Origin of the sequence: Pseudomonas entomophila, assembly GCF_023277925.1 — a bacterium.
Classification (GTDB): Bacteria; Pseudomonadota; Gammaproteobacteria; order Pseudomonadales; family Pseudomonadaceae; genus Aquipseudomonas; species Aquipseudomonas entomophila_D.
Genome location: NZ_CP063832.1, coordinates 779,872 through 802,377 on the forward strand (window position 1 = coordinate 779,872; position 22,506 = coordinate 802,377).

20 protein-coding genes and 1 pseudogene are annotated in these 22,506 nt (G+C 65.8%); 5 read left to right on the forward strand and 16 right to left on the reverse strand.

The window, feature by feature from the left end; all coding sequences use genetic code 11:
• Positions 1-10: 10 nt before the first annotated feature.
• Positions 11-244, reverse strand: a pseudogene (locus tag IM733_RS25590) (hypothetical protein).
• Positions 245-782: 538 nt separating this feature from the next.
• Positions 783-1,016: a hypothetical protein gene (locus IM733_RS03530; RefSeq protein WP_349292554.1), complete on the reverse strand. Its 234-nt coding sequence runs from the start codon at positions 1,014-1,016 to the stop codon at positions 783-785.
• A gap of 417 nt (positions 1,017-1,433) precedes the next feature.
• Between IM733_RS03530 and IM733_RS03535 the strand changes: the two genes are divergently transcribed.
• The gene (locus tag IM733_RS03535; RefSeq protein ID WP_248919558.1) at positions 1,434-2,066 is read left to right on the forward strand and encodes a LysE family translocator; all 633 of its coding nucleotides are present in this window, start codon (positions 1,434-1,436) and stop codon (positions 2,064-2,066) included.
• Between the two features lie 107 nt (positions 2,067-2,173).
• Complete coding sequence (locus tag IM733_RS03540; RefSeq protein WP_248919559.1) at positions 2,174-4,348, forward strand: ATP-binding protein; 2,175 nt, start codon at positions 2,174-2,176, stop codon at positions 4,346-4,348.
• A 151-nt stretch (positions 4,349-4,499) separates the two neighbouring features.
• Here IM733_RS03540 and IM733_RS03545 read toward each other — a convergent pair whose 3' ends face one another.
• The 10 genes from IM733_RS03545 to IM733_RS03590 form a co-directional block, all read right to left on the reverse strand.
• Positions 4,500-6,677, reverse strand: a complete 2,178-nt coding sequence (locus tag IM733_RS03545) for a GAF domain-containing hybrid sensor histidine kinase/response regulator (RefSeq protein WP_248919560.1) — start codon at positions 6,675-6,677, stop codon at positions 4,500-4,502.
• Positions 6,678-6,789: 112 nt separating this feature from the next.
• The gene (locus IM733_RS03550; RefSeq protein WP_248919561.1) at positions 6,790-7,353 is read right to left on the reverse strand and encodes an NUDIX hydrolase; all 564 of its coding nucleotides are present in this window, start codon (positions 7,351-7,353) and stop codon (positions 6,790-6,792) included.
• Between the two features lie 2 nt (positions 7,354-7,355).
• Entirely contained in the window at positions 7,356-8,108 is a 753-nt protein-coding gene (locus IM733_RS03555; RefSeq protein WP_248919562.1) for a GntR family transcriptional regulator, read from the reverse strand.
• A gap of 91 nt (positions 8,109-8,199) precedes the next feature.
• Positions 8,200-8,589, reverse strand: coding sequence for a carboxymuconolactone decarboxylase family protein (locus IM733_RS03560; RefSeq protein WP_248919563.1), 390 nt, complete (start codon positions 8,587-8,589; stop codon positions 8,200-8,202).
• Between the two features lie 139 nt (positions 8,590-8,728).
• Entirely contained in the window at positions 8,729-9,214 is a 486-nt protein-coding gene (locus IM733_RS03565) for a flavin reductase family protein (protein ID WP_248919564.1), read from the reverse strand.
• Positions 9,215-9,226: 12 nt separating this feature from the next.
• Positions 9,227-10,708: an aldehyde dehydrogenase gene (locus IM733_RS03570; protein WP_248919565.1), complete on the reverse strand. Its 1,482-nt coding sequence runs from the start codon at positions 10,706-10,708 to the stop codon at positions 9,227-9,229.
• Positions 10,705-11,538, reverse strand: coding sequence for an alpha/beta fold hydrolase (locus IM733_RS03575; RefSeq protein ID WP_248919566.1), 834 nt, complete (start codon positions 11,536-11,538; stop codon positions 10,705-10,707). The genes IM733_RS03570 and IM733_RS03575 overlap by 4 nt, the downstream gene beginning before the upstream one ends.
• A gap of 68 nt (positions 11,539-11,606) precedes the next feature.
• Positions 11,607-12,203: an amino acid synthesis family protein gene (locus IM733_RS03580; RefSeq protein WP_248919567.1), complete on the reverse strand. Its 597-nt coding sequence runs from the start codon at positions 12,201-12,203 to the stop codon at positions 11,607-11,609.
• Positions 12,204-12,494: 291 nt separating this feature from the next.
• Positions 12,495-13,535 (reverse strand): LLM class flavin-dependent oxidoreductase, encoded by a 1,041-nt coding sequence (locus tag IM733_RS03585; RefSeq protein ID WP_248919568.1) that lies wholly within the window; start codon positions 13,533-13,535, stop codon positions 12,495-12,497.
• 98 nt (positions 13,536-13,633) lie between these two features.
• Positions 13,634-14,119: a flavin reductase family protein gene (locus IM733_RS03590; protein WP_248919569.1), complete on the reverse strand. Its 486-nt coding sequence runs from the start codon at positions 14,117-14,119 to the stop codon at positions 13,634-13,636.
• 315 nt (positions 14,120-14,434) lie between these two features.
• On the opposite strand from IM733_RS03590, the gene IM733_RS03595 reads away from it, so the two are divergent.
• Positions 14,435-15,838, forward strand: a complete 1,404-nt coding sequence (locus tag IM733_RS03595; RefSeq protein WP_248919570.1) for a purine-cytosine permease family protein — start codon at positions 14,435-14,437, stop codon at positions 15,836-15,838.
• Positions 15,839-15,913: 75 nt separating this feature from the next.
• Here IM733_RS03595 and IM733_RS03600 read toward each other — a convergent pair whose 3' ends face one another.
• Together IM733_RS03600 and IM733_RS03605 are read right to left on the reverse strand one after the other, a co-directional pair.
• Entirely contained in the window at positions 15,914-17,539 is a 1,626-nt protein-coding gene (locus IM733_RS03600) for a methyl-accepting chemotaxis protein (protein WP_248919571.1), read from the reverse strand.
• A gap of 220 nt (positions 17,540-17,759) precedes the next feature.
• Positions 17,760-18,962, reverse strand: a complete 1,203-nt coding sequence (locus tag IM733_RS03605) for an NAD(P)/FAD-dependent oxidoreductase (protein ID WP_248919572.1) — start codon at positions 18,960-18,962, stop codon at positions 17,760-17,762.
• Between the two features lie 269 nt (positions 18,963-19,231).
• Between IM733_RS03605 and IM733_RS03610 the strand changes: the two genes are divergently transcribed.
• The gene (locus IM733_RS03610; RefSeq protein ID WP_248919573.1) at positions 19,232-19,768 is read left to right on the forward strand and encodes an RrF2 family transcriptional regulator; all 537 of its coding nucleotides are present in this window, start codon (positions 19,232-19,234) and stop codon (positions 19,766-19,768) included.
• Positions 19,769-19,869: 101 nt separating this feature from the next.
• On the opposite strand, the gene IM733_RS03615 is transcribed toward IM733_RS03610, so the two are convergent.
• Together IM733_RS03615 and IM733_RS03620 are read right to left on the reverse strand one after the other, a co-directional pair.
• Positions 19,870-20,088: a DUF2970 domain-containing protein gene (locus IM733_RS03615; RefSeq protein WP_248919574.1), complete on the reverse strand. Its 219-nt coding sequence runs from the start codon at positions 20,086-20,088 to the stop codon at positions 19,870-19,872.
• A 91-nt stretch (positions 20,089-20,179) separates the two neighbouring features.
• On the reverse strand, positions 20,180-20,347 hold the full coding sequence (locus IM733_RS03620) for a hypothetical protein (RefSeq protein ID WP_248919575.1): 168 nt from the start codon (positions 20,345-20,347) through the stop codon (positions 20,180-20,182).
• 138 nt (positions 20,348-20,485) lie between these two features.
• Here IM733_RS03620 and IM733_RS03625 point away from each other — a divergent pair, with 138 nt between their 5' ends.
• A complete protein-coding gene (locus IM733_RS03625; protein WP_248919576.1) occupies positions 20,486-22,504 on the forward strand; it encodes an alpha-1,4-glucan--maltose-1-phosphate maltosyltransferase in 2,019 nt (672 codons plus the stop codon).
• Positions 22,505-22,506 lie beyond the last annotated feature (2 nt).

Sequence of the window (22,506 nt, forward strand, 5' to 3'; positions counted from 1 at the left end):
GAGCGGAGAGTCAGGCGGTGCGCATCCGCGCCTTTGCCAGCTGCTGCATCTCCAGCCCGTCGAGCAACGCCTCGACCACCGCCTTGGCGGTATCCAGCCCATGGTCGTTGCCCAGCAACAGGTCGCGGCAGGTGCCGGTCGCCTGTTCCATTGCCTAGAGGTTGGTCGCGAATGCGGCCTTGAGCAGCGTGGAGAGATGCACCAGCGCATCTTCAAGGTCGACACCCTCGCGCACGGCGAACAAGGAAGGGTGGCTGCACTCGCAGTTGCCGAAGCTGGAAGGGGCCGTGGTGGCGCGAGACGGAGGATCGGGTAAGGCTTTTGTCATTGTGTCGCTCCTTGATTCAATGGAGCCGCCACTCGACGTGACCAAACGAAGGGGTGGCGACTGTGCGCGGGTTGGTCAACCGGGAATCAAGGAAACCGGCGCGCACGGAGGCGCCCCACGCACAGCCGCCATAACATGAGACAGCCGGCCACAAAAAAGCGCCAACTGAATAGCTATGCGGCGCTTGTGCGCCTTGATGTTCGCGGGTGACCAAACCCGGCTGCTGGATTTACAGCAGCGCGCAGAGGTTACCGGGCTCGGGAACACGTTTCAAGGCGGGGTCATGTGCGGATACACTTCGTGCCTCCCCAACACGGATTGGGCCCCCATGCCGGTCCCTGTAGGAGCCCGCTTTGCCGGCGAACAGGCCTCACCTTCACCGCACAGTGCCTGATTCTTGTGCTGGATGTGCCGGCCCTTTCGCCGGCAAAGCCGGCTCCTACGGAGCGGAGAGTCAGGCGGTGCGCATCCGCGCCTTTGCCAGCTGCTGCATCTCCAGCCCGTCGAGCAACGCCTCGACCACCGCCTTGGCGGTATCCAGCCCATGGTCGTTGCCCAGTAACAGGTCGCGGCAGGTGCCGGTCGCCTGTTCCATTGCCTTGAGGTTGGTCGCGAATGCGGCCTTGAGCAGCGTGGAGAGATGCACCAGCGCATCTTCAAGGTCGACACCTTCGCGCACGGCGAACAAGGAAGGGTGGCTGCACTCGCAGTTGCCGAAGCTGGAAGGGGCCGTGGTGGCGCGGGACGGAGGATCGGGTAAGGCTTTTGTCATTGTGTCGCTCCTTGATTCAATGGAGCCGTCACAAATCGCTACCAAACGAGTGGTGACGGCTGTACGCAGGTTGGTAGACCGGGAATCAAGGAAACCGGCGCGCACGAGTGCGCCCTACGCACAGCCGCCATTGAACGAAACTAGCGGGCACAAAAAATGCGCCTACTGAATCGCAGAGCGGGCGCTTGTGCGCCTTGATTGATCGCGGGCTACCAAACCCGGCTGCTGGACTTACAGCAGCGCGCAGAGGTTACCGGGCTCGGGAACACGTTTCAAGGCGGGATCATGTGCGGATACACTTCGTGCCTCCCACCCCCACAAGGATTGTGCCCCATGCCCGACACTACCTCCCTCCTGGCCTTCGCCCTGATCTGCCTGGGCATGGTCCTCACCCCCGGCCCGAACATGATCTACCTGATCTCCCGCGCCATCTGCCAGGGGCGCATGGCCGGGCTGATCTCGCTGGGCGGGGTGGCCGTGGGCTTCGTCATCTACATGCTGTGCGCGGCACTGGGCATCACCGCCCTGGTGATGGCCGTGCCGTTGGCCTACGACGCCTTGCGCATCGGCGGCGCGTTGTACCTGCTGTACCTGGCCTGGCAGGCCCTGCGCCCAGGCGGTCGCTCGCCGTTCCAGGTCCGCGACCTGCCAGCCGACAGCCCGCGCCGGCTGTTCGGCATGGGCTTGCTGACCAGCCTGCTCAACCCCAAGATCGCGGTGATGTACCTGTCGCTGATGCCGCAGTTCATCGAACCGGGCCACGGCAGCGTGCTGGCCCAGTCCCTGGTGCTGGGTTGCACGCAGATCGCCATCAGCGTCACGGTGAACGCGATGATCGCGATGATGGCCGGTTCGATCGCCGTGTTCCTCGCCGGGCGGCCACTGTGGCAGCAGGTTCAGCGCTGGCTGATGGGCACCGTGCTGGCGGGGCTGGCGCTGCGCATGCTGGCCGAAGGGCGTCGTTGAACGCTTTGTTGGCCTGACAATCGAATTGATTGGAACGTCTGGCGCCGGCTGATTTCATACGCTGTGAAGGATGGCAATCTGACAGGATCGACCATGGCCTGCACAACATGAAATCAGCCCGGCACTCTCCCGCCAAATGCCGCGATCCCGCGGCGAACTTCCTGCTCCACGGCGGCGTGGTCAGTGGCCTGCTGCAAGCCATGGACTGGTCCGCCTCACCGCTGGGCCAGCCGGTTGACTGGTCGCCCGGCCTCAAGTCGGTCACCGCCACGTTGCTCTCGGCCCAGGCCCAGATCGTGCTGTTCTGGGGGCCGCAGTACATCGCCCTGTACAACGACGCCTACTTCCCGACCATCGGCAACAAGCACCCCCGCGCGCTGGGGCGGCCCGGGCAGGAAAGCTGGGGCGAGCTGTGGGACGACCTGGAACCTTTGCTGCGCGGTGTGCGCGAAACGGGCGACACATTCTCGGCGAAGGACCGGCCGTTCTACATCGAGCGCAGCGGCGCGGGCGAAACGGTCTATTTCGATGTGTCCTATTCCGCCGTGCGTGAGGCCGACGGTGGGGTGGGCGGGGTGTTGGGCATCGTCACCGACACGACGCAGCGGGTGCGTTTCGAGCGTCGCCAGGCATTCCTCCTGGAACTGCGCCAGGCCTTGCCCGAACTGGGCGATGCCGAGCATATCGAAGGGCATGCCACGCGCCGGCTGGCGGAGGAGCTGGGCGCCGCGCGGGTGTGTTTCGGCGAGCACCTGGGCGATGGCAAGCGCTTTCGCGTCGCCCACGAATGGGCCGATGGCGTGCCCTCGCTGCTGGGCGACTTCCCCTTCTCGGACTTCGACTCGAACCTGTACGGGGCCATGCAGGCTGGGCACGTCGCCCGGCACAGCTACCAGCAGGGCGAGCCACGCCCGTTGCACCTGGAGGGGCTGTGCGCCGCGCTGCATGTGCCAGTGCTGCGCGCCGAGCGCCTGGAGGCGATGCTGATCGTGCATTTCCATGGCGCGCACCCGGTCCTGGACGATGAATGCCTGTTGGCCGAAGAAGCCGCCGAGCAGACCTGGACGGCGATCACCCATGCCCGGGCCGAACGCGCCCTGCATGTGCTCAACGAACACCTGGAAGAGCGCGTGGCGACCATGCTGGCCCAGCGCGAGGCGGGCCTGCAGCAACTGCATGAAGCGCACAAGATGGAGATGATCGGCCAGCTCACCGGCGGTATCGCCCACGACCTCAACAACATGCTCACGCCGATCATCGCCTCCCTGGAGCTGCTGCGTCGCCACCCCGAGCCGGCGCGGGGCCACCGCCTGATCGACGGCGGCCTGCAGGCGGCGGAGCGGGCGCGCAACCTGGTCGGGCGCCTGCTCAGCTTCGCCCGGCGCCAGACCCTCAACCCGCAGGTGGTCTCGCTGGCGCTGCTGGTCGACGGCATGCGCGAGCTGATGGCGCGTTCGCTGGGGCCGACCATCGCCGTGCAGGTGCGCATCGATGCGGCGCTGCCGCAGGTGCTGGTCGACCCCCATCAGCTGGAACTGGCTTTGCTCAACCTGGTGGCCAACGCCCGTGATGCCATGACCGAGGGTGGGCGCCTGAGCATCGTTGCCGGCCTGGATGACGACAGGAAGGGGCCTGGCAGGCCCGTCGGACTAGCTGCGGGCCGCCAGGTGTGGCTGCAGGTGGCGGATACCGGCTGCGGCATGAGTGCGGACGTGTTGAAGCACTGCATCGAGCCGTTCTACTCGACCAAGGGCGTGGGCAAGGGCATCGGGTTGGGATTGCCGATGGTTCAGGGCTTGGCGGTGCAGTCTGGCGGTGGCTTTGGCATTCGCTCGCGGCCGCAGAAGGGGACCGAAGCGACCTTGTGGCTGCCTGTCAGTGACAGCGAGGCAGCCGCTGTCAGGCCCGCCGAGTTATCACGCCCGCAGCGGCCGCCCCGGGTGTTGCTGGTGGAGGACGAGCCGCTGGTGCGCCAGGCCACCGTGCTGCTGCTGCGTGAGTTGGGGTATGAGGTCACCGAGGCGGAGGGGGCGGCCCAGGCGCAGGGGTGGCTCGAGGGCGGGCTGTGTCCGGATGTGCTGGTGACCGACCATGTCATGGTCGGGATGACGGGGGTGCGGTTTGCCCGGCAGGTGCGTGAGCGGTTCGTGGATTTACCGGTGTTGGTCCTTACCGGTTATGCCAATCTCACCCCCCGCGAGCTACATGGGTTCGAGGTGCTGCGCAAGCCGTTTCGCCAGGAGGAACTGGCGCGCAGCCTGGCGCGGTTGCTTGGGGGGTGAGCAGTGGGCCTTCAAGGTGCCTGGCGAGAGGGTCGCAGTGCCTGTCAGATCGAGCGCCGCCCACGCGGCGCATCGCGGATGAATCCGCTCCTACCCAACGTGCCACCACGGTTCGGCTGCCTGTAGGAGCGGATTCATCCGCGATGTGCCACTACGGCGGCGCCCCACCCAGCACCGCCCCCAGCATCTGGCACACTTGCTCGGCCGAATACGGCTTGGCCAGGAACGTGAACCCCTGGTGCCCTTCCTCGGCGATCGCTTCGCTGTAGCCCGAGGTGAGGATCACCGGCAGGTCTGGGTGGCTCTGGCGCAATTGGCGTGCCAGCGCCAAGCCGCCCATGCCGGGCATCACCACATCGGAAAACACCGCATTGAACGGCACCGGCGTATCGCTGATCAGTGTCAGGGCCTGCTCGGCGCTGGTCACCCAGCTGATCTGGTAGCCATGGTCGCGCAGGATCTGCGCGGTGAAACCGCCGACATCGGCATTGTCCTCGACCACCAGGATCCGCCGCCGTTCGCCATGGGCGGGCAACACCGTGGCGGCAACGCCGTGCTCCACCTGGGCCAGGGCTACCTGGGGCAGGTAAAGGGTGAAGGTCGTACCCTTGCCCTCGACACTGCTGACCTTCACGTCGCCGCCGGACTGCTTGGCGAAACCGAACACCTGCGACAACCCCAGCCCCGTGCCCTGGCCCGAAGCCTTGGTGGTGAAGAACGGGTCGAAGATGCGTTCGAGCAGGTGCGCGGCGATGCCCACGCCGCTGTCGATCACCGAGATCGCCGCGAACGGCCCGGCCTGCTCGTGTGCCCCGGGCATGGCCTGGTCGGCTTCCAGGCGAAGGCACAAGGTGCCTTCGCCGGCCATTGCGTCGCGGCCGTTGATCATCAGGTTGATCACCGCGGTTTCCAGCTGGCCCAGGTCGGCGTGGATGTGGCAGGGGGCCTCGGGCAGCTCCAGCTTAACTGTGATGCGCGCACTGGTGGCGGTGTCGAGCATGTCGGCCATGGCTTCGAGCCTGGGGCCGGCTTCGAACACCTGGGGGCTCAGGGCCTGGCGACGGGCGAAGGCAAGCAACTGCCCGGTGAGTTTGGCGCCGCGGTCGACGGTGTCGGCCACGGTCTTGAAGTAGCGGGCGCGGCGGGTCTTGTCGAGGTCGGGGCGCTGCAGGAAGTGGATCGAGGAGCGGATGATGGTCAGCAGGTTGTTGAAATCATGGGCCACGCCGCCGGTAAGCTGGCCGATGGCCTCGAGCTTTTGCGTCTGGTGCAGCACGGCCTCGGTGTGCTGCAGTTGGCGGGTGCGTTCCTCGACGCGTTGTTCGAGCGTCGTGTTGAGCGCCTCGAGCGCCGCGAACGCCTCGCGCACTTCGGCATGGGCCTGGCCCCGCTGGATGTGCGCCCAGCAGCGTTCGGTCACTTCGCCGAGCAGCATCTGTTCGTAGTGGGTCCAGGCACGTGGCGACTTGTCGTGAATGGCCATCAGCGCGGTCAGGCAACCCTCTTTGATCAGGGGCATGCAGATGGTCGCGGTGATGCCGATGGCTTGAAAGGTCGCCGCGGCCTTGGCCGGCAATTGCATGAGGTTGTCGTCGATCACCAGCGGCAGGCCCGAACGCAGGCGGCTGACCGCCAGCTCACCGAAATCGGCCAGGTGGTAACTGCCCAGCAGCCGTGGCGAGCCGGGCGCGACCCAGTCGCCGCAGATGGTGAAGCCGTCCTGGTCGGCGGCCATGACCGCATAGGCGCAACTGGAAAGTTGCAGGTGCTCGCCTAGCAAACGTGTGGTGGTGGCCATGATCCGCTCAGGATCGTTGGTGTTGGCAATGGCGCGGCCCAGGCTGTCGAGGAACTTCAGGCGGTGGTTGGCGACCACGCTGGTGGTGGTCTCGGTGACTGTGTCGAGCATGCCGACGATCTTGCCCTCATGGTCGCGGATGGGGCTGTAGCAGAAGGTGAAGTAGGCGCGCTCAGGGTTGCCGTGGCGCTCGATCAGCAGCGGGAAGTCCTCGATGTACACGGCTTCGCCGGCCAGTGCCTGCTCGGCCAGGTGGCTGATCTCGCTCCAGGCTTCCTGCCACACGTCGCTGAACGGGCGGCCCAGGGCGAAGGGTTTTTCACCGAGGATGGCGCTGAAGGCGTCGTTGTGCAGGGTGATCAGCGTGTTGCCCCACAAAACGGCCTGGGGGAAGCGCGAGGCCAGGCACAGGGCGACGGCGGTGCGCAGCACATCGGGCCAGGTGTCCAGCGGGCCGAGCGGGGTCGCCGCCCAGTCGTGGGTGCGGATGCGTTCGGCCATCAACCCGCCGCCGTCCAGCCATTTCGCCATGAGGTTTGCCGGTCCATTTACGTGAGAGCATCAGGGTGCACCGTGAAGCAGTGCTTGGCGAGGGTTTTGTTTCAAAACCCACCGCCGCGTTCGCCGGCAGTCAGCACAGGGCTCAGCGAATGAAATGCACCTTCCCGGTGTCGTCATTGCCCATGTAGATCCCGTACACCCCGGCCTGCCGTTCGAGGATATAGCGTTCGAGAATTTGCCGGATCGCCGGGTAGTAGATCTCGTCCCAGGGAATCTCGTCCGGCGCGAAGAAGCGGTAGGCCAGGGTCTCCGGGCCGTACTGCCCGGTCTCCTCGGTGGCGATGGCGCGGAAGATGATGTACACCTCGCTGATCGTCGGCACGCTGAAGATCGAGTAGGGCGAGACGATCTCGCCGCGCACGCCGCTCTCTTCCCAGACCTCGCGCAGCGCCGCCTGCTCGGTGGTCTCGCCGGCCTCCATGAACCCGGCCGGCAAGGTCCAGGTGCCGGGGCGTGGGGGGATGGCGCGCTGGCACAGTAGGTACTTGCCGTCGCGCTCGATGATGCAGCCGGCGATGATCTTCGGGTTGAGGTAATGGATGTAGCCGCACCCGGTGCAGTGCAGGCGTTCATGGGTGTCGCCAGTGGGGACGCCCCGGGCCAGTTCCATTGTGCAATGTGGGCAGTAGCGCGGGGCGGTGGGCATGGTCAGCGGCCTATGCGAGGGTCCTTGAGGGGCAGGGGTTCGACGATCTCGCGGACCTTGGCGTTGTCGTCCTGTTTCTGGCGCAGGTAGTCCAGGGCCACCTTGGCGGCGGCGCGCACGTGGTCGACCGAGGCCTGGTGCGCGGCCTGGGGGTCGCCGCTCTTGATCGCCTCGACGATCTTCTCCATTTCGCGGTTGCTGGCGCCACGGCGGTTTTGCTGGGACACCGAGGTGGCGCGCAGGTAGCTGATGCGCGCCTGCAACTGGCGCAGCTGCTGGGCGGCAACCTGGTTGCCGGAGCCTTCGAGCAGCACGTCGTAGAAACCCTGCACCGAGTCGAGCACCTGGGCTAGCTCGCCTTCCTCCAGCGCTTCGCGGTTGACCTCCAGGGCGCGCTCCAGGGCGCGGATGTCCTTGGTCTTGGCGTTGAGGGTGAACAGCTGGACGATCAGGCCTTCGAGCACGCAACGCAGCTCGTAGATGTCGCGGGCGTCCTCCAGGGTGATGATGGCCACGCGCGGGCCCTTGGCGTCGGCGAACTCGACCAGGCCTTCGGATTCCAGGTGGCGCAGGGCTTCACGCACGGAGGTGCGGCTGACACCCAGGCGCTCGCACAGGTCGCGCTCGACCAGGCGATCGCCGGGCAGCAGGTGGAAGTTCATGATCGCGCCGCGCAGCTTGTCGAGCACGATTTCACGCAGGGTGACGGGGTTGCGGTTGACCTTGAAGCTGTCGTCGAGGGGCTGGCGTTTCATCAGGGGCGCTCTGTATGAGGCTGTTGCGCCAGGTTCGCGCAGCACCACGAACCGTGGGGCTGCTCCTTGCCGTGGTTCGCACAGCCCGCGGTTAACGGGGTTGCTCCGCGTCGGCTTCGGCGAACGCTTCGCGGGCCAGGCGGAAACTGTCCACCGCCGCGGGCACGCCGCAATAGATGCCGACCTGGAGCAGGATCTCGCGAATCTGTTCGCGACTCAGGCCATTGCGCAGGGCGCCGCGGATATGCAGCTTGAGCTCATGGGGCCGGTTGAGCGCGGAAATCATCGCCAAGTTTATCATGCTGCGCTCCTTGAGCGACAAGCCATCACGGCCCCAGACATGGCCCCAGCAGTACTCGGTGACCAGGTCTTGAAGGGGCTTGGTGAAGTCGTCGGCGTTGTGCAGGGAACGGTTGACGTAGTCCTCGCCCAGCACCTGGGTGCGGATGGCGAGGCCTTGCTCATACTTCTCGTTGCTCATGGGGCCGGTCCTGTGTGAGTGAGTAGGGCTATCCCTGTAGGGGCCAGCCTTGCTGGCGAACCGGCCATGGCACGGCATTGCGACGCCAGCGCGCCCGTTCGCCAGCAAGGCTGGCTCCTACAGGTGAGTGTTCGCAGCTTTAGCCCAGCGGCGGCAACCCGCCGAGCTTGCCCTTGTGGTACACCATCGGTGTCACCGGTTGATCGGGCAGCACCAGGTTCTTCACCTGGCCGACGATGATCGCGTGGTCGCCGCCGTCGTACTCGCGCCACAGTTCGCACTCGATGATTGCCGTGGCTTTGCTCAGTAGCGGGTTGCCCAGCTCGCTCAGGTGCCAGTCGATGCCCTTGGCCTTGTCCTTGCCTTTACCGGCGAAGGCATAGGCCTCGGCGGTCTGTTCGGCGGACAGCAAGTGGATGGCGAACTGCTTGCTGTCGCGCAGCACCGGGTAGGTGTCGGAGGCGTAGTTGGGGCAGAACAGCACCAGTGCCGGCTCGATCGACAACGCGCTGAACGCGCTGGCGGTGATGCCGACGATGCCGCCGTCGGCGTCCAGGGTGGTGACCACGGTGACGCCGGACGGGAACGAGCCCATCACGTCTTTGTAGATGCCGGGTTCGATCATCGTACGGTTCTCCTAGCGCATCACAAAGGGGTCGGGCATGGGCGCGGTGGACAGGTTGATCCACACGGTCTTCAGCTCGGTATAGGCCAGCACCGAATCGATGCCGCTCTCGCGGCCGTAGCCGCTGTTCTTGAAGCCGCCGATCGGGGCCATGGCCGACACCGCGCGGTAGGTGTTGACCCAGATGATCCCCGAGCGCACGTCGCGGGCCAGGCGGTGGGCGCGGCCCAGGTCGCGGGTCCAGATGCCGGCGGCCAGGCCGAACTGCGAGTCGTTGGCCATGGCCAGGGCCTCTTCCTCGGTCTTGAAGCGGATCACCGCGGCGACCGGGCCGAACACCTCTTCCTGCATGATGGTCATCGCGTTGCTGTCGCACTCGAACAGGGTTGGCTCGTAGAACCAACCGTCGCCTTCGACCTCGGCTCGCTTGCCGCCCATGCGCAGCCGGGCGCCTTCGGCCTTGGCGGCGGCGACCAGGCCTTCGACCACGGCCAGTTGCTGGGCGGTGGCCATCGGGCCCATCTCGCTGCTGTCGTCCTGGGGGTTGCCGATGCGGATGCGCTGGGCGCGGGCGATCAGGCGCTCGACGAATTCATCGAAGATCTCGTCCTGCACCAGCAGGCGCGAGCCGGCCACGCAGCTCTGCCCGGAAGCGGCGTAGATGCCGGCCACCGCGCCGTTGACGGCGCTGTCCAGGTCGGCGTCGGCGAAGATGATGTTGGGCGACTTGCCGCCCAGCTCCAGCGACAGCTTGGCGAAGTTCTCGGCGCTGCTGCGCACCACATGGCGCGCGGTGGCGGCGCCGCCGGTGAAGGCGATCTTGCGCACCAGCGGGTGGCGGGTCAGCGCCGCGCCGGTGCTGGGGCCGTAGCCGGTGACCACGTTGACCACGCCGGCCGGGAAGCCGGCTTGCAGCGCCAGGCGGGCCAGTTCGAGGATGGTCGCCGAGGCGTGCTCGGAGGGCTTGAGCACGATGGTGTTGCCGGCGGCCAGGGCCGGGGCGAGCTTGATCGCGGTGAGGTACAGCGGGCTGTTCCACGGGATGATCCCGGCCACCACGCCGATCGGTTCGTGCACGGTGTAGGCGAACAGGTCGGGCTTGTCCAGCGGCAGGGTGCCGCCTTCGAGCTTGTCGGCCAGGCCTGCGGTGTAGTGGAAGAACTCCGGCAGGTAGCCGACCTGGCCGCGGGTCTCGCGGATCAGCTTGCCGTTGTCGCGGCTTTCCAGCTGGGCCAGGTGCTCCTTGTTTTCGCCGATCAGGTCGCCCAGGCGGCGCAGCAACTTGCCTCGGGCGGTGGCAGTGAGGCCGCGCCAGGCCTTGCTGTCGAAGGCGCGCTGGGCGGCCTGCACGGCCAGCTCGACGTCGGCTTCATCGGCGTCGGGCAATTGCGCCCAGACCTTGGCGGTGGCCGGGTCGAGGCTGTCGAAGGTCTTGCCGCTGTGGGCATCGCGCCATTGGCCGTCGATGCACATCTGGAAACGAACGAGGGTCATGCAACTATCCCCTTGGCGGATTCGGTGAGGGTGCGGGCCTGCCTGAGGAAGTCCAGCAGCATCTTGTTGACTTCGCGCGGCGCTTCCACCGGCATCATATGCCGTTGCTCGGCGAGCACCACGCAGTGGGCGCCGGGTATGCGCGCGGCGAGCTGGCGGGCCATGGCCGGGGTGGAGCCGGCGTCGAGCTCGCCGGTGGCGATCAGCGTCGGCACCTGGATGCTGGCCAGGTCATCGGCGCGGTACATGTCTTGTGTGGCGAACAGCGCGTAGGTGGTGTGGTAGCCCTGCGGGTCGTTGCTGGCCAGCACCTGGCGAATGGCGGCGACCTGGGCCGGGTTGGCGGCCTTGTACTCGCGGCTGAACCAGCGCTCCAGCGCGGCGTCGACGTTGGCGTCCGGGCCTTGGGCCTGCGCCTGGGCGGCGCGGGCGATGACCCCGGCGCTCTGCTCGGGGGTGCGGTTGAACACGCTGTTGAGCACCACCAGCGCTTCGAGGCGTTGCGGGTGGTTGAGGGCGAAGGCGCGGGCCACCAGGCCGCCCATGCTGAAGCCGATCACGGTGGCTTGCGCGACTTGCAGGTGGTCGAGCAGTTCGGCGAGTTGGTCGGCGTAGCCTTCCAGCGCGGTGTCGGTGGCGGGCACGCGGCTGTGGCCGTGGCCGAGCATGTCGTAGGCGATGACGCGGTAGTCGTTGGCCAGGCCCACGAACTGCCCGCCCCACATTTCCTTGTTCAGGCCCACGCCGTGGATCAGCACCACGGGGTGGCCCTGGCCGAGGGCCAGGTAGCTGGTCCCGGCCGGTGTACGTTCAGCGACTGGCTGAATCATGGAGGGCGCTCCTTGAAGGTCGGGCGCGGCGGGGGAGTTCGCCACGCCCTGGCCCGTCTTGGTTGTTGTTATCGAGCGTTGGCCTGTTCCGCCGCCAGTTCTTCCAGGTCGATGTAGCGGTTACCGATGCGTGGGTGCAGACGGCCGCCGTCGGCGGCGCCCAGCACCACGACGATCTCGTCGGCGCGCGGGGCGTCCTCGATCTGCATTTCCAGGGTGATGTAGTGCGAGCGCAGGCCCTCGTCGTCCTTCTGCATCATGGGGATCTGGATCGAGGTTCCGGGGCCGCCGCGCTTGTTGGTGAAGCTCAGGTAGCTCTTGGCCTGCACGGCTTCACGGTAGTGGTTACCAAAGCGCAGGGTGTGGATCACCGCCGAGGCGTGCTCGATCTCGCCGTCGGCGCCGACCACGGCGGCCTTGCCGTAGGCCTCGATCTTGTCGGCGCCGCCAATGGCGGCGGTCAGGCGCTCGACCATCAGCGCGCCGAGGTCGGAGCAGTGGGCGCGGATTTCAGGCTTGAGGTCCTCGACGAAACCGCGACCGGCCCAGGGGTTCTTGATCACCACGGCCAGGCCGACCATGGTCACCGGCTTGTCGCTGGCCTTGCCGCCTTCGATGTGGGTCTCTTCGGAGTAGGTGACGATCTTGCGGATTTCGAAACTCATGGGGGGCTCCTGGGTAGGGTGATCAAGTCTTGTTGTCTGATGGTATACCATAATATTTGATGTGCAAGAGGGGGTTGGAAAAATCGCTGGGCAGGGGATGAAAGGTGGCGGGTGGCCCGGGTTTTGTGGTGTTTGGGCGATCGAGCGCCGCTGTGCGGCGCATCGCGGATGAGTCCGCTCCTACAGGCAGGGGGATTTCGGGGATGGCCACATTGCTGTAGGAGCGGATTCATCCGCGATGCGCTGCGCAAGCCGCGCTCGACCTCACAGGCGCCATGCATGCCCTGGCGTTCAGGCGAACGCCGGCACCACTTCCTTGATGAACAGCGCCAGCGACTTCTTCTTCTCGCTGTGGGGCAGGCTGTTGTCGCACCAGAAACTGAACTCATCGACCCCCAGTTCCTGGTAATAGCGGATGCGCGCGATGACCTCCTCGGGCGTGCCGATCATGGTGTTCTTGCGGATGTTCTCCAGCTGGAACGCCGGCACCTCGGCGAACTTCGACTCCGGGCTGGGTTCGAGGAAGCCATTGACCGGCACCGTCTTGTTGCCGAACCAGGCATCGAAGGTGCGGTAGAAGCGCGAGATGGCCTGGGCACCGACCTTCCAGCCGTCCGGCTCGGCCGGGCTGTGCACATGGGTGTGGCGCAGCACCATCAGTTGCGGGCGGGGCACGCCGGGGTTGTTGTCGAGGGCGGCCTGGAACTTGTTCTTCAGGTCCAGCACTTCCTCGTCGCCCTTCATCAAGGGGGTGACCATGACGTTGCAGCCGTTGGCCACGGCGAAGTTGTGCGAGTCGGGGTCGCGGGCGGCGATCCACATCGGCGGTTCGGCGTTGAACGGCTTCGGCACGCTGGTGGCGGTGGGGAACTTGTACACTTCGCCATCGTGGGCGTAGTCGCCCTGCCACAGCTTGCGCACCACCGGCACCATCTCGCGCAGCGCCTTGCCGCCGTCGGTGGCCGGCATGCCGCCGGCCATGCGGTCGAATTCGAACTGGTAGGCGCCACGGGCCAGGCCCACTTCCATGCGGCCGTTGCTGATCACATCGAGCAGGGCGCATTCGCCCGCCACGCGGATCGGGTTCCAGAACGGCGCGATGATGGTGCCGGCACCCAGGCGGATCTTCTCGGTGCGCGCGGCGAGGTAGGCCAAAAGCGGCATCGGGCTGGGTGAGATGGTGTACTCCATGGCGTGGTGCTCGCCGATCCACACCGTGCTGAAACCGCCGTCCTCGGCCATCAGGGTCAGTTCGGTCAGGTCTTCGAACAGCTGGCGGTGGCTGACCTGTTCATCCCAACGTTCCATGTGCACGAACAGCGAAAATTTCATGGGGCCTTCCTCGTAGCGTGTTGTTGTCGCCTGCCGGGCAGGCTTGGGTGTGGGGGGCGGCGTGCCGGCGAAGCAGGCGACGCGGTGTACCGCGCAACTCAGGCGAAGACCGGCAGGCTGGCCATCTTGCCGCGGCAGTAGACCATCGGCCGTGGCGCCTCTTGCGCAACGATCAGGTTGCGCACCTTGCCGACCATGATCGCGTGGTCGCCGCCTTCGTATTCACGCCACAGTTCGCACTCGATGACGGCGGTGGCGCCGGCCAGGATCGGGTTGCCCAGTTCGCTCAAGGTCCAGTCGATACCCGCCGCCTTGTCCTTGCCCTTCCTGGCGAACGCATAGGCTTCGGCCTGCTGCTCACCGGAGAGCAGGTGAATGGCGAAGCGCTTGTTCTTGATCAGCACAGGGTAGGAGTCGGAACTGTAGTTGGGGCAGAACAGCACCAGCGGCGGCTCCATCGACAAGGACGAAAAGGCGCTGGCGGTGAGGCCGACGATCGAGCCGTCGTCGTCCAGGGTGGTGATGACCGTGACGCCGGACGGGAAGGAGCCCAGGACGTGCTTGCAGACGGTTGCGTCGATCATGGTGTGATCCTCGAAGGGCAGCGGTGGTCCGCGGTTTTTATCGTTGGCGTGTCTGATGGTATACCGTAATACCTGCTTTGCAAGCGAATTTTTCCACGCAACGCGGAACACGATGAACGGCACAGTCCCCGGATTCACTGGTCTTGCTGCTGAAAACGGTGTGCGGCGGGAGGGCGCGGAGCAGATCAGCTGCGCCGAAAAAGCACGGCTCAGTGTTGTCAAAAGCTTGGAATACCATAATATGGTGCGCAGCTGAGAGGCCGCCCCAAGCGGTTTCCTTACAACGATAAAAACGACCTTTCGAGCTGAAATCCTATGTCCCAACCGTCGTCGCAACACGCCTTTGTCGAAAACCACACGGTCGATTACGTGCCTCCCGCCGAGCGCCACGGGAAGGCGCGCGACCTGTTCACCCTCTGGTTCAGCACCAACATCGCGCCACTGCCCATCGTCACCGGCGCCATGGTGATCCAGGTGTTCCACCTGAACCTGTTGTGGGGCCTGGTCGCCATCGTGCTGGGGCATCTGGCCGGCGGCGTGGTGATCGCCCTGGCCTCGGCGCAGGGGCCGCAGTTGGGCATTCCGCAGATGGTGCAGAGCCGTGGCCAGTTCGGCCGCTACGGCGCGCTGCTGATCGTGTTCTTCACCGCGCTGATCTATGTCGGCTTCTTCATTTCCAATATCGTCCTGGCCGGCAAGACCATCCATGGCATCACCCCGAGCGTGCCGATGCCGGGGGCGATCGTGATCGGCGCGTTGAGCGCGACGGCCATCGGTGTGATCGGCTACCGCTTCATCCACATCCTCAACCGCATCGGCACCTGGGTGATGGGTTCGGCGCTGCTGGCCGGCTTCATCGGGATGTTCGCCCAGGACCTGCCGGCGGACTTCTTCAGCCGGGGGGCCTTCAACCTGTCGGGCTTCATCGCCACCGTGTCGCTGGGCACCATCTGGCAGATCAGCTTCTCGCCGTACACCTCCGACTATTCGCGCTACCTGCCGCGTGAAGTGGGCATCGCCAGGCCGTTCTGGGCCACCTATTTCGGTGCCACCCTCGGTACCATCCTGTGCTTCAGTTTCGGGGCGGTGGCGGTGCTGTGCGTGCCCGAAGGCACCGATGCGATGGAGGCGGTCAAGCAGGCCACGGGTTGGCTGGGCCCGATCCTGATGGTGCTGTTCCTGCTCAACATCATCAGCCACAACGCGCTCAACCTGTATGGCGCGGTGCTGTCGATCGTCACTGCGATTCAGACCTTCGCGGCGCAGTGGACGCCGAGCATCAAGGTGCGGGTGGTGTTGGCCTCGGTGATCCTGGTGGGGTGCGGGCTGGTGGCGCTGAATGCGTCGGCGGGTTTCATCGGCCAGTTCATCGGGCTGATCCTGGCGCTGCTGCTGGTGTTGGTGCCGTGGGCGTCGATCAACCTGATCGACTTCTATGTGATCAAGAAAGGGCAGTACGACATTGCGTCGATCTTCCGTGCTGACGGTGGCGTTTATGGCCGCTTCAACCACCACGCAATCATCGCCTATGCCTGCGGCATCCTGGTGCAGTTGCCGTTCGCCAACACGTCGCTGTATGTGGGGCCGTATTCGAACATCGTCGAAGGGGCGGATTTGTCGTGGGTGTTCGGTTTGATCGTGACGGTGCCGCTGTATTACTGCCTGGCGACGCGCGGCCAGCCGGTGAGGGCGGGGCGGGTGATCGAGGTGAATGACTGACAGCGTGGTTCGCCAGCAAGGCTGGCTCCTGCAGGGGATCGCTGTAGGAGCCGGCTTGCCGGCGAACGGGCTGCGTCAAACCTTGAACTGCGCCACCATCCCGTTCAATTCAACCGCCAACCGCGAAAGATCCTGCGCCGCCGCGCTGGTCTGGTTGGCCCCCGCCGAGGTCTGCATGGCCAGGTCGCGGATGTTCACCAGGTTGCGGTCCACCTCCCGCGCCACCTGCGCCTGCTGCTCGGAGGCGCTGGCGATCACCAGGTTGCGCTGGTTGATCGCGGCGATGGCCTCGGCGATCACTTCAAGCGCCTGCCCGGCCGATTGCGCCACCTCCAGCGTGCCACTGGCCCGGCCCTGGCTGCTGTGCATGGCGCTGACCGCGCGCTCGGTGCCGGTCTGGATGCCGCCGATCATCTGTTCGATCTCGGCCGTGGACTGCTGGGTGCGGTGGGCCAGGGCGCGCACTTCGTCGGCGACCACGGCAAAGCCGCGCCCGGCCTCGCCGGCGCGGGCGGCTTCGATGGCGGCGTTGAGGGCCAGCAGGTTGGTCTGCCCGGCGATTGAACCGATCACATCGAGCACCTGACTGATTTCGTTGGCGCGGGTGGCCAGCTGTTCGATCTCCTGCGAGGTGCCGGTCACGTCCGCGACCAGCAGTTGGATGGAGCTCAGGGCCTGGTTGACCCGCTCGCGGCCGTCGCGGGTATTCTGGTCGGCGCCTTGCGAGGCATCGGCCGTGCTCACCGCGTTGTTCGCCACTTCTTCCACGGCGGCGGTCATCTGGTTGACCGCCGTGGCGGCCTGGTCGATTTCCGCGCTTTGCTGGTGCAGGCCGCGGCTGGTGTCTTCGGTGACGGTGTGCAGCTCTTCCGAGGCCGAGGCGAGTTGGTCGGAGGAGGCGGCGATCTTGCACAGGGTCTCGCGCAGGCTCTGTTGCATCTGGCCGAGGGCGCGCAGCAGCAGGGCCGGTTCGTCGCGGCCGGTCACCACGATGTCGCGGGTCAGGTCACCCACGGCGACGCGCTCGGCCACTGCCACGGCGTCAGCCAGCGGCAGCACGATGCTGCGGGTGAGCAGGGTGGAGATGGCCACCAGCGCCAGCAGGATCACCATCAGTGCGCCGATCAGCAACCTGAAGGCCTCGTCGGAAGCGTCGCTACTGCGCAACGAAGCCTGTTCGGCGCCCTGGGTGTTGTATTCCACCAGTGCGCCCAAGGCCTTCATCATGCTGTCGGCATATTCGGCCAGCGGGCCGTTGACCAGGCGCCGGGCCTCGTCCATCTGGTCGTGGCCGGCCGCCTCGCGGATGGCTTTCTGCAGGCCGTGGTAACGCTCGCTCAAGCCCATGAACGTGGTGAACAGGGCACGGTCGTCCTCGGCGATGATGGTGCTTTCGTAGGCGTTGAGGTCGCCTTCGAGTTGCTGGTTGACCTCGACGATGCGGGCCAGGGTGGCGTGGCGGGTGGCGGGGTCGTCCTCGAGCACGCTGCGCAGGGTGAGGGCGCGGGCACGGCCCAGGTTGGTGCTGACATCGCCCAGGGCGATGACCGCGGGCATCCAGGTGACGCGGATCTGCTCGGTGGCGCTGTCCATCTTGCGGGTTTCATAGAGGGCGATCAGGCCCATGGCCAGGACCAGGATCCCGAGGAGGGTGAACACACTGGCTGCCCGAATGCCGATCTTCATGTTCCTTAATTGCATGCAACGCTCCTTGACGATGGCTGGCAGGCGTCAAGAGCGCGGGTTTACCGGGCTCGGTCGTTCAGGCTCTCGATGCACTGCGTTGGGGGGTGTGATGTCCTCATCTTTCGTATTGTTTTTCTTCGATGGTGCCACAATGCCACTATTATTGACCAGCCATTCAATGTAATGACGGAAATAGAAAGGCCCGTCACTTGAGGGACGGGCCTGTCTTTTAGCGTCACGCCACGATCGGGATCATCGGGTCGGCGGCCGCCAAGGCTTGCTCGCGATCGGCGGCGGGCGGGTAGATCCACACCGAGTTGATCTGGCGCTTGAGGTGCTTGCCTTCCTGGCCTTCGAGCACCAGTTCGCGCTCCCAGCCCTCGCTGTACGCCGCGCCCCAGTCGCCCAGGTCGAGGCAGGTGACGTACTTGGGCTGGCGGTAGGCGACCGGTGCCAGGCCCAGCAGGTCGGCCATGGCGTTGTTACCCGAGTGGCGGCCCATGGGGATGGCGTGCTGGCAGGTCATCAGGGCGTGGTTGCCCAGTTCGTCGACCTTGGCCCAGGCGGTGTCGCCGGTGGCGTAGATGTGCGCCTGGCCGACCACTTTCAGGTGGTCGTCGACCCGCAGGCGGCCGAAGCCATCGCGTTCGCCCTCGACCTGCGCGGTCAGCGGGCTGGCCTTGACACCCACGGTCCAGATCACCGTCTTGCTGGCAATGTACTCGCCGTTGTCGAGGGTCACGCCACCGGCGTCGACCGCCACCACCGAGGTGTTGGTCAGCCACTGCACGCCAGCCTGTTCGCTGGCGGCGACGATGGATGGGGTGATGCCGGCGCCCAATGCCGCGCCGATACCCTGGCCACGGTCGACCAGGATCACCCGGGCATTGCCTTCACCCAGGATGCTGCGCAGGCGGGCGGGCATCTCGGTGGCGGTCTCGATGCCGGTGAAGCCACCGCCACAGACCACCACGGTGTTGCGCGCGGGGGAGGCGGGTTGCCTGGCCAGGGCGACCAGGTGCTGCTCCAGGCGCATGGCCGCCTCCATCTGGTCGACATCGAAGGTGTGCTCGGCCAGGCCCGGCACGGCGGGGCGGGCGACCTGGCTGCCGGCGGCGAGGATCAGGCGGTCATAACCGAGCTGCTGGCGCTGGCCGTTGCCGTCGAGGTAGCCGACCTGGCGTGCGGCGCTGTCGATGTGCTCGGCGTTGCCCTGGATGAACTCGACCCCGACCGCGTCGAGCAGTTCGCCCACCGGGGCCATCAAGGTGTGCACGTCGGCCTCGTAGAAGCGTGGGCGGATACGCAGTTCCGGTTGCGGAGCGAGCACGCTGATGTGCACGTCGCCACGTTGGGCCTGGTCGAGCAGACGGGCGGCGCTCAGGGCGCTCCAGACACCGGCAAAGCCGGCACCAATGATCAGGATATGGGACGTCATGTGGGTACTCCGCAAGGGTGGGAAAGGGGCTTCGGTCAGGGTTTGGCTAGCTGGCGAATAACTACGACTGTATTGATCGTAGTTATGCAGGGCAAGTGTTTTTTCCATCCGACCCTGCCGATGACGCCGCTGGAACCTGTCGCAAACGGCGTGATTGAAGGCTTACGGGGGCTCAAGATTTTTTTGGCGAACGACGGACGGCGTGGGGTGGCTTTGCTTGAACGTGTTGGAAGGCGTACTATTTGCGACAAATTAAGTCGGAGATTGACATGTCGCTTTACAGTGCCGGCGTCGAGTACGGCATTCATTGCCTGTTGTTCCTGGTGGACGAGCGCGGGAACAGCCGCGAGGCCAGCGTGCGCGACCTGGCCGAGCTGCAGGGGGTGCCCCAGGAGTACCTGGCCAAGGTGTTCACCAAGCTGGCCCGGGCCGGGCTGGTGGTGGCCACCGAGGGCGTGCGCGGCGGCTTTCGCCTGGCGCGGCCGTCGGACGAGATCACCGTGCTGGATATCGTCACGGCCATCGATGGGGTGAAGAAGATTTTCGATTGCCGGGAGATCCGCGAGCGCTGCGCGGTGTTCGAGGGCTCGGCGCCGGGGTGGGCGACCGAGGGCACCTGCGCGATCCATGCGGTGATGCTGGGGGCGCAGAAGCGCATGGAGGAGGCCCTGGCGCAACAGACCATTCTCGACCTGGCGCGCCGGTTCGGGCGCAAGGCGCCGGCTGAGTTCGGGCAGAAGGTCAATGACTGGATGAGCGAGCGGCGGGACGGGAAGGGCGGAGATATTCCTGTGGTGGTTGTTTGATCCGCTGGTGATTTGCAGTGCCTTCAAGATCGAGCGCCGCGCGGGCGGCGCTCGATCTCAAGCACGCTGCAAGGCTATCGCCAAGCCCCTGGCCGCGCCAATCACCGCGCCGTCAAATGCATCGCCAACTGCACCAACCCAATCAACACGAAAATGAACAGCAGGGTAAACACCGTCCCCATCACGATGAAATGACTGGCCTTGCCATAGGTGAAATCCCGCGCCCGGTTCTTGCCGCTCTGCACCCCAAACGCCGCCGCCAGCACGCTTTGCAGCATCTGCCAGAACCCGGGCGCCTTGCCGGAATCATGATCGTCCATGAGTAGCTCCTCAAGTCAGAAGCAATCACAACCAGTGTAGGAGATCGCCCGGCAGGCTGCCCGTAGCGGCCACTCATCTGGCCAGTCTTGGCTATCCTTGCCCTTTCACCGGAGGCTCCTCGCTGGGTGGATCACCCACGGTCGGCGGCACGGTCGGTTTGATCGGCAGCTCGTCCGGGTCTTGTTCAGGAGCCGGCGGCGGCAACGTCGGGTCGTCGATGTTCGGGTCGGGTGTCTCCGGTGGAATGGGAATGTTCATGGCCTGACCTCGCGCGGTGAATGAAGAGGTAGTGCAGGCTTCGACCCTGGCCACCGTCATTCGCTCATTTTTTTTGAACCCCCGCGCGCCAGCACGGCTCTGAACCCATACCGCCACCAGCCAAACGGAGCGCGTGCGATGTCAGGTAACGAGCCCTTCGAAAGCGGGCCCACGGCCAACGATCACCCGGAGCAGGCCATCAGCCTGTCGCAAGCGTTGCTGGCGCCGCGCATCGTGATCGAGGATGTAAGCCCGGTGCTCGACGCCGGTGCCTTCGCAATAAAGGCGGTGCGTGGGCAGAAGGTCGACGTCAGCGCCAAGGTCTACAGCGATGGCCATGATCGTCTGGCCGTCACGCTGCACTGGCGGCAGGCCCATAGCCGACGCTGGCACTGCGTGGCCATGCACTCGCCAGGCAACGACCTGTGGCTGGCCGCGTTCACCCCCACCGACCTGGGCCTGCACGTGTTCAATATCCAGGCCTGGATCGACCCTTTCGCCACCTATTGCCATGACCTGGAAAAGAAATACGCTGCTGGCGTGGATGTGTGCCTGGAACTGGAAGAGGGCCGCCTGTTGCTGGGCAAGGGCATCGAGCGCAGCGACGGTGCCTTGCGCGAGCAGCTCGGGCAATTGTGCCAACGCTTGCCCGAGCTGCCAGTGGACGACCAGGTGGCACTGCTGCTGCACCCCGACGCCGCGCGGCTGATGGGCGAGGCCGAGCACCGCGGCTACCTGACCCATAGCCCCGAGTACCCCGTGGATGTCGACCGCGAGGCGGCGTTATTCGCCAGTTGGTACGAGCTGTTCCCGCGTTCGATCACCGACGACCCACAGCGTCACGGCACCTTCGACGCTGTGCACCAGCGCCTGCCGATGATCCGCGACATGGGGTTCGATGTGTTGTACTTCCCGCCCATCCACCCGATCGGCATGAAGCACCGCAAGGGCCGCAACAATGCGCTCCAGGCCGAGCCCGGCGACCCTGGCAGCCCCTACGCCATTGGTAGCCCCGAGGGTGGCCACGACGCCATCCACCCGCAGTTGGGCAGCCGCGAGGACTTCCGCCGGCTGGTGGCCGCGGCCGCCGAGCACGGCCTGGAGATCGCCCTGGACTTCGCCATCCAGTGCTCCCAGGACCACCCCTGGCTGACCGAGCACCCGGGCTGGTTCAGCTGGCGCCCCGACGGTACCATCCGTTACGCCGAGAACCCGCCGAAGAAGTACCAGGACATCGTCAATGTCGACTTCTACGCCCCCGAGGCCGTGCCGTCGCTGTGGCTGGCCCTGCGTGACGTGGTGGTCGGCTGGGTGCAAGAGGGGGTCAGGACGTTCCGCGTCGACAACCCGCACACCAAGCCGCTGCCGTTCTGGCAATGGCTGATCGCCAATGTGCGCGGCCAGTACCCCGACGTCATCTTCCTCGCCGAAGCCTTCACCCGCCCGGCGATGATGGCGCGCCTGGGCAAGGTCGGCTATGCCCAGAGCTACACCTACTTCACCTGGCGCAACAGCAAGCAGGAGCTGCGCGAATACTTCGAGCAACTGAACCAGCCGCCCTGGAGCCAGTGCTACCGGCCGAACTTCTTCGTCAACACGCCGGACATCAACCCGTTCTTCCTGCACACCTCCGGCCGCCCGGGCTTTCTCATCCGCGCCGCCCTGGCGACCATGGGCTCGGGGTTGTGGGGCATGTATTCGGGCTTCGAACTGTGCGAGGGCACACCGTTGCCAGGCAGGGAGGAGTACCTGGATTCGGAGAAGTACGAGATTCGCCCGCGCGACTTCAACCAGCCGGGCAACATCGTCGCCGAGATCGCCCAGCTCAACCGCATCCGCCGGCAGAATCGCGCGTTGCAGACACACCTGGGGGTTGTGTTCCTCAACTGCTGGAACGACAACATCCTCTACTTCGCCAAGCGCACCCCCGCACGCGACAACGTCATCCTCGTCGCCATCAGCCTCGACCCCTACAACGCCCAGGAAGCCAGTTTCGAACTGCCGCTATGGGAGCTGGGGCTGGACGACAACGCCGACACCCAGGGCGAGGACCTGATGAACGGCCACCGCTGGACCTGGCACGGCAAGACCCAGTGGATGCGCATCGAGCCCTGGCAACAGCCGTTCGGTATCTGGCGCATCGAGCGTACCCGATAGGC

Excerpts from the sequence above, each read along its gene's own strand:
- IM733_RS03625 (WP_248919576.1), top strand. The coding sequence starts at position 20,486 with ATGTCAGGTAACGAGCCCTTCGAAAGCGGGCCCACGGCCAACGATCAC.
- IM733_RS03535 (WP_248919558.1), top strand. The coding sequence starts at position 1,434 with ATGCCCGACACTACCTCCCTCCTGGCCTTCGCCCTGATCTGCCTGGGC.
- IM733_RS03600 (WP_248919571.1), bottom strand. The coding sequence starts at position 17,539 with ATGCAATTAAGGAACATGAAGATCGGCATTCGGGCAGCCAGTGTGTTC.
- IM733_RS03570 (WP_248919565.1), bottom strand. The coding sequence starts at position 10,708 with ATGACCCTCGTTCGTTTCCAGATGTGCATCGACGGCCAATGGCGCGAT.
- IM733_RS03615 (WP_248919574.1), bottom strand. The coding sequence starts at position 20,088 with ATGGACGATCATGATTCCGGCAAGGCGCCCGGGTTCTGGCAGATGCTG.
- IM733_RS03585 (WP_248919568.1), bottom strand. The coding sequence starts at position 13,535 with ATGAAATTTTCGCTGTTCGTGCACATGGAACGTTGGGATGAACAGGTC.
- IM733_RS03580 (WP_248919567.1), bottom strand. The coding sequence starts at position 12,203 with ATGAGTTTCGAAATCCGCAAGATCGTCACCTACTCCGAAGAGACCCAC.
- IM733_RS03575 (WP_248919566.1), bottom strand. The coding sequence starts at position 11,538 with ATGATTCAGCCAGTCGCTGAACGTACACCGGCCGGGACCAGCTACCTG.
- IM733_RS03540 (WP_248919559.1), top strand. The coding sequence starts at position 2,174 with ATGAAATCAGCCCGGCACTCTCCCGCCAAATGCCGCGATCCCGCGGCG.
- IM733_RS03605 (WP_248919572.1), bottom strand. The coding sequence starts at position 18,962 with ATGACGTCCCATATCCTGATCATTGGTGCCGGCTTTGCCGGTGTCTGG.
- IM733_RS03620 (WP_248919575.1), bottom strand. The coding sequence starts at position 20,347 with ATGAACATTCCCATTCCACCGGAGACACCCGACCCGAACATCGACGAC.
- IM733_RS03545 (WP_248919560.1), bottom strand. The coding sequence starts at position 6,677 with ATGGCGAAATGGCTGGACGGCGGCGGGTTGATGGCCGAACGCATCCGC.
- IM733_RS03560 (WP_248919563.1), bottom strand. The coding sequence starts at position 8,589 with ATGAGCAACGAGAAGTATGAGCAAGGCCTCGCCATCCGCACCCAGGTG.
- IM733_RS03550 (WP_248919561.1), bottom strand. The coding sequence starts at position 7,353 with ATGCCCACCGCCCCGCGCTACTGCCCACATTGCACAATGGAACTGGCC.
- IM733_RS03610 (WP_248919573.1), top strand. The coding sequence starts at position 19,232 with ATGTCGCTTTACAGTGCCGGCGTCGAGTACGGCATTCATTGCCTGTTG.
- IM733_RS03595 (WP_248919570.1), top strand. The coding sequence starts at position 14,435 with ATGTCCCAACCGTCGTCGCAACACGCCTTTGTCGAAAACCACACGGTC.
- IM733_RS03590 (WP_248919569.1), bottom strand. The coding sequence starts at position 14,119 with ATGATCGACGCAACCGTCTGCAAGCACGTCCTGGGCTCCTTCCCGTCC.
- IM733_RS03565 (WP_248919564.1), bottom strand. The coding sequence starts at position 9,214 with ATGATCGAACCCGGCATCTACAAAGACGTGATGGGCTCGTTCCCGTCC.
- IM733_RS03555 (WP_248919562.1), bottom strand. The coding sequence starts at position 8,108 with ATGAAACGCCAGCCCCTCGACGACAGCTTCAAGGTCAACCGCAACCCC.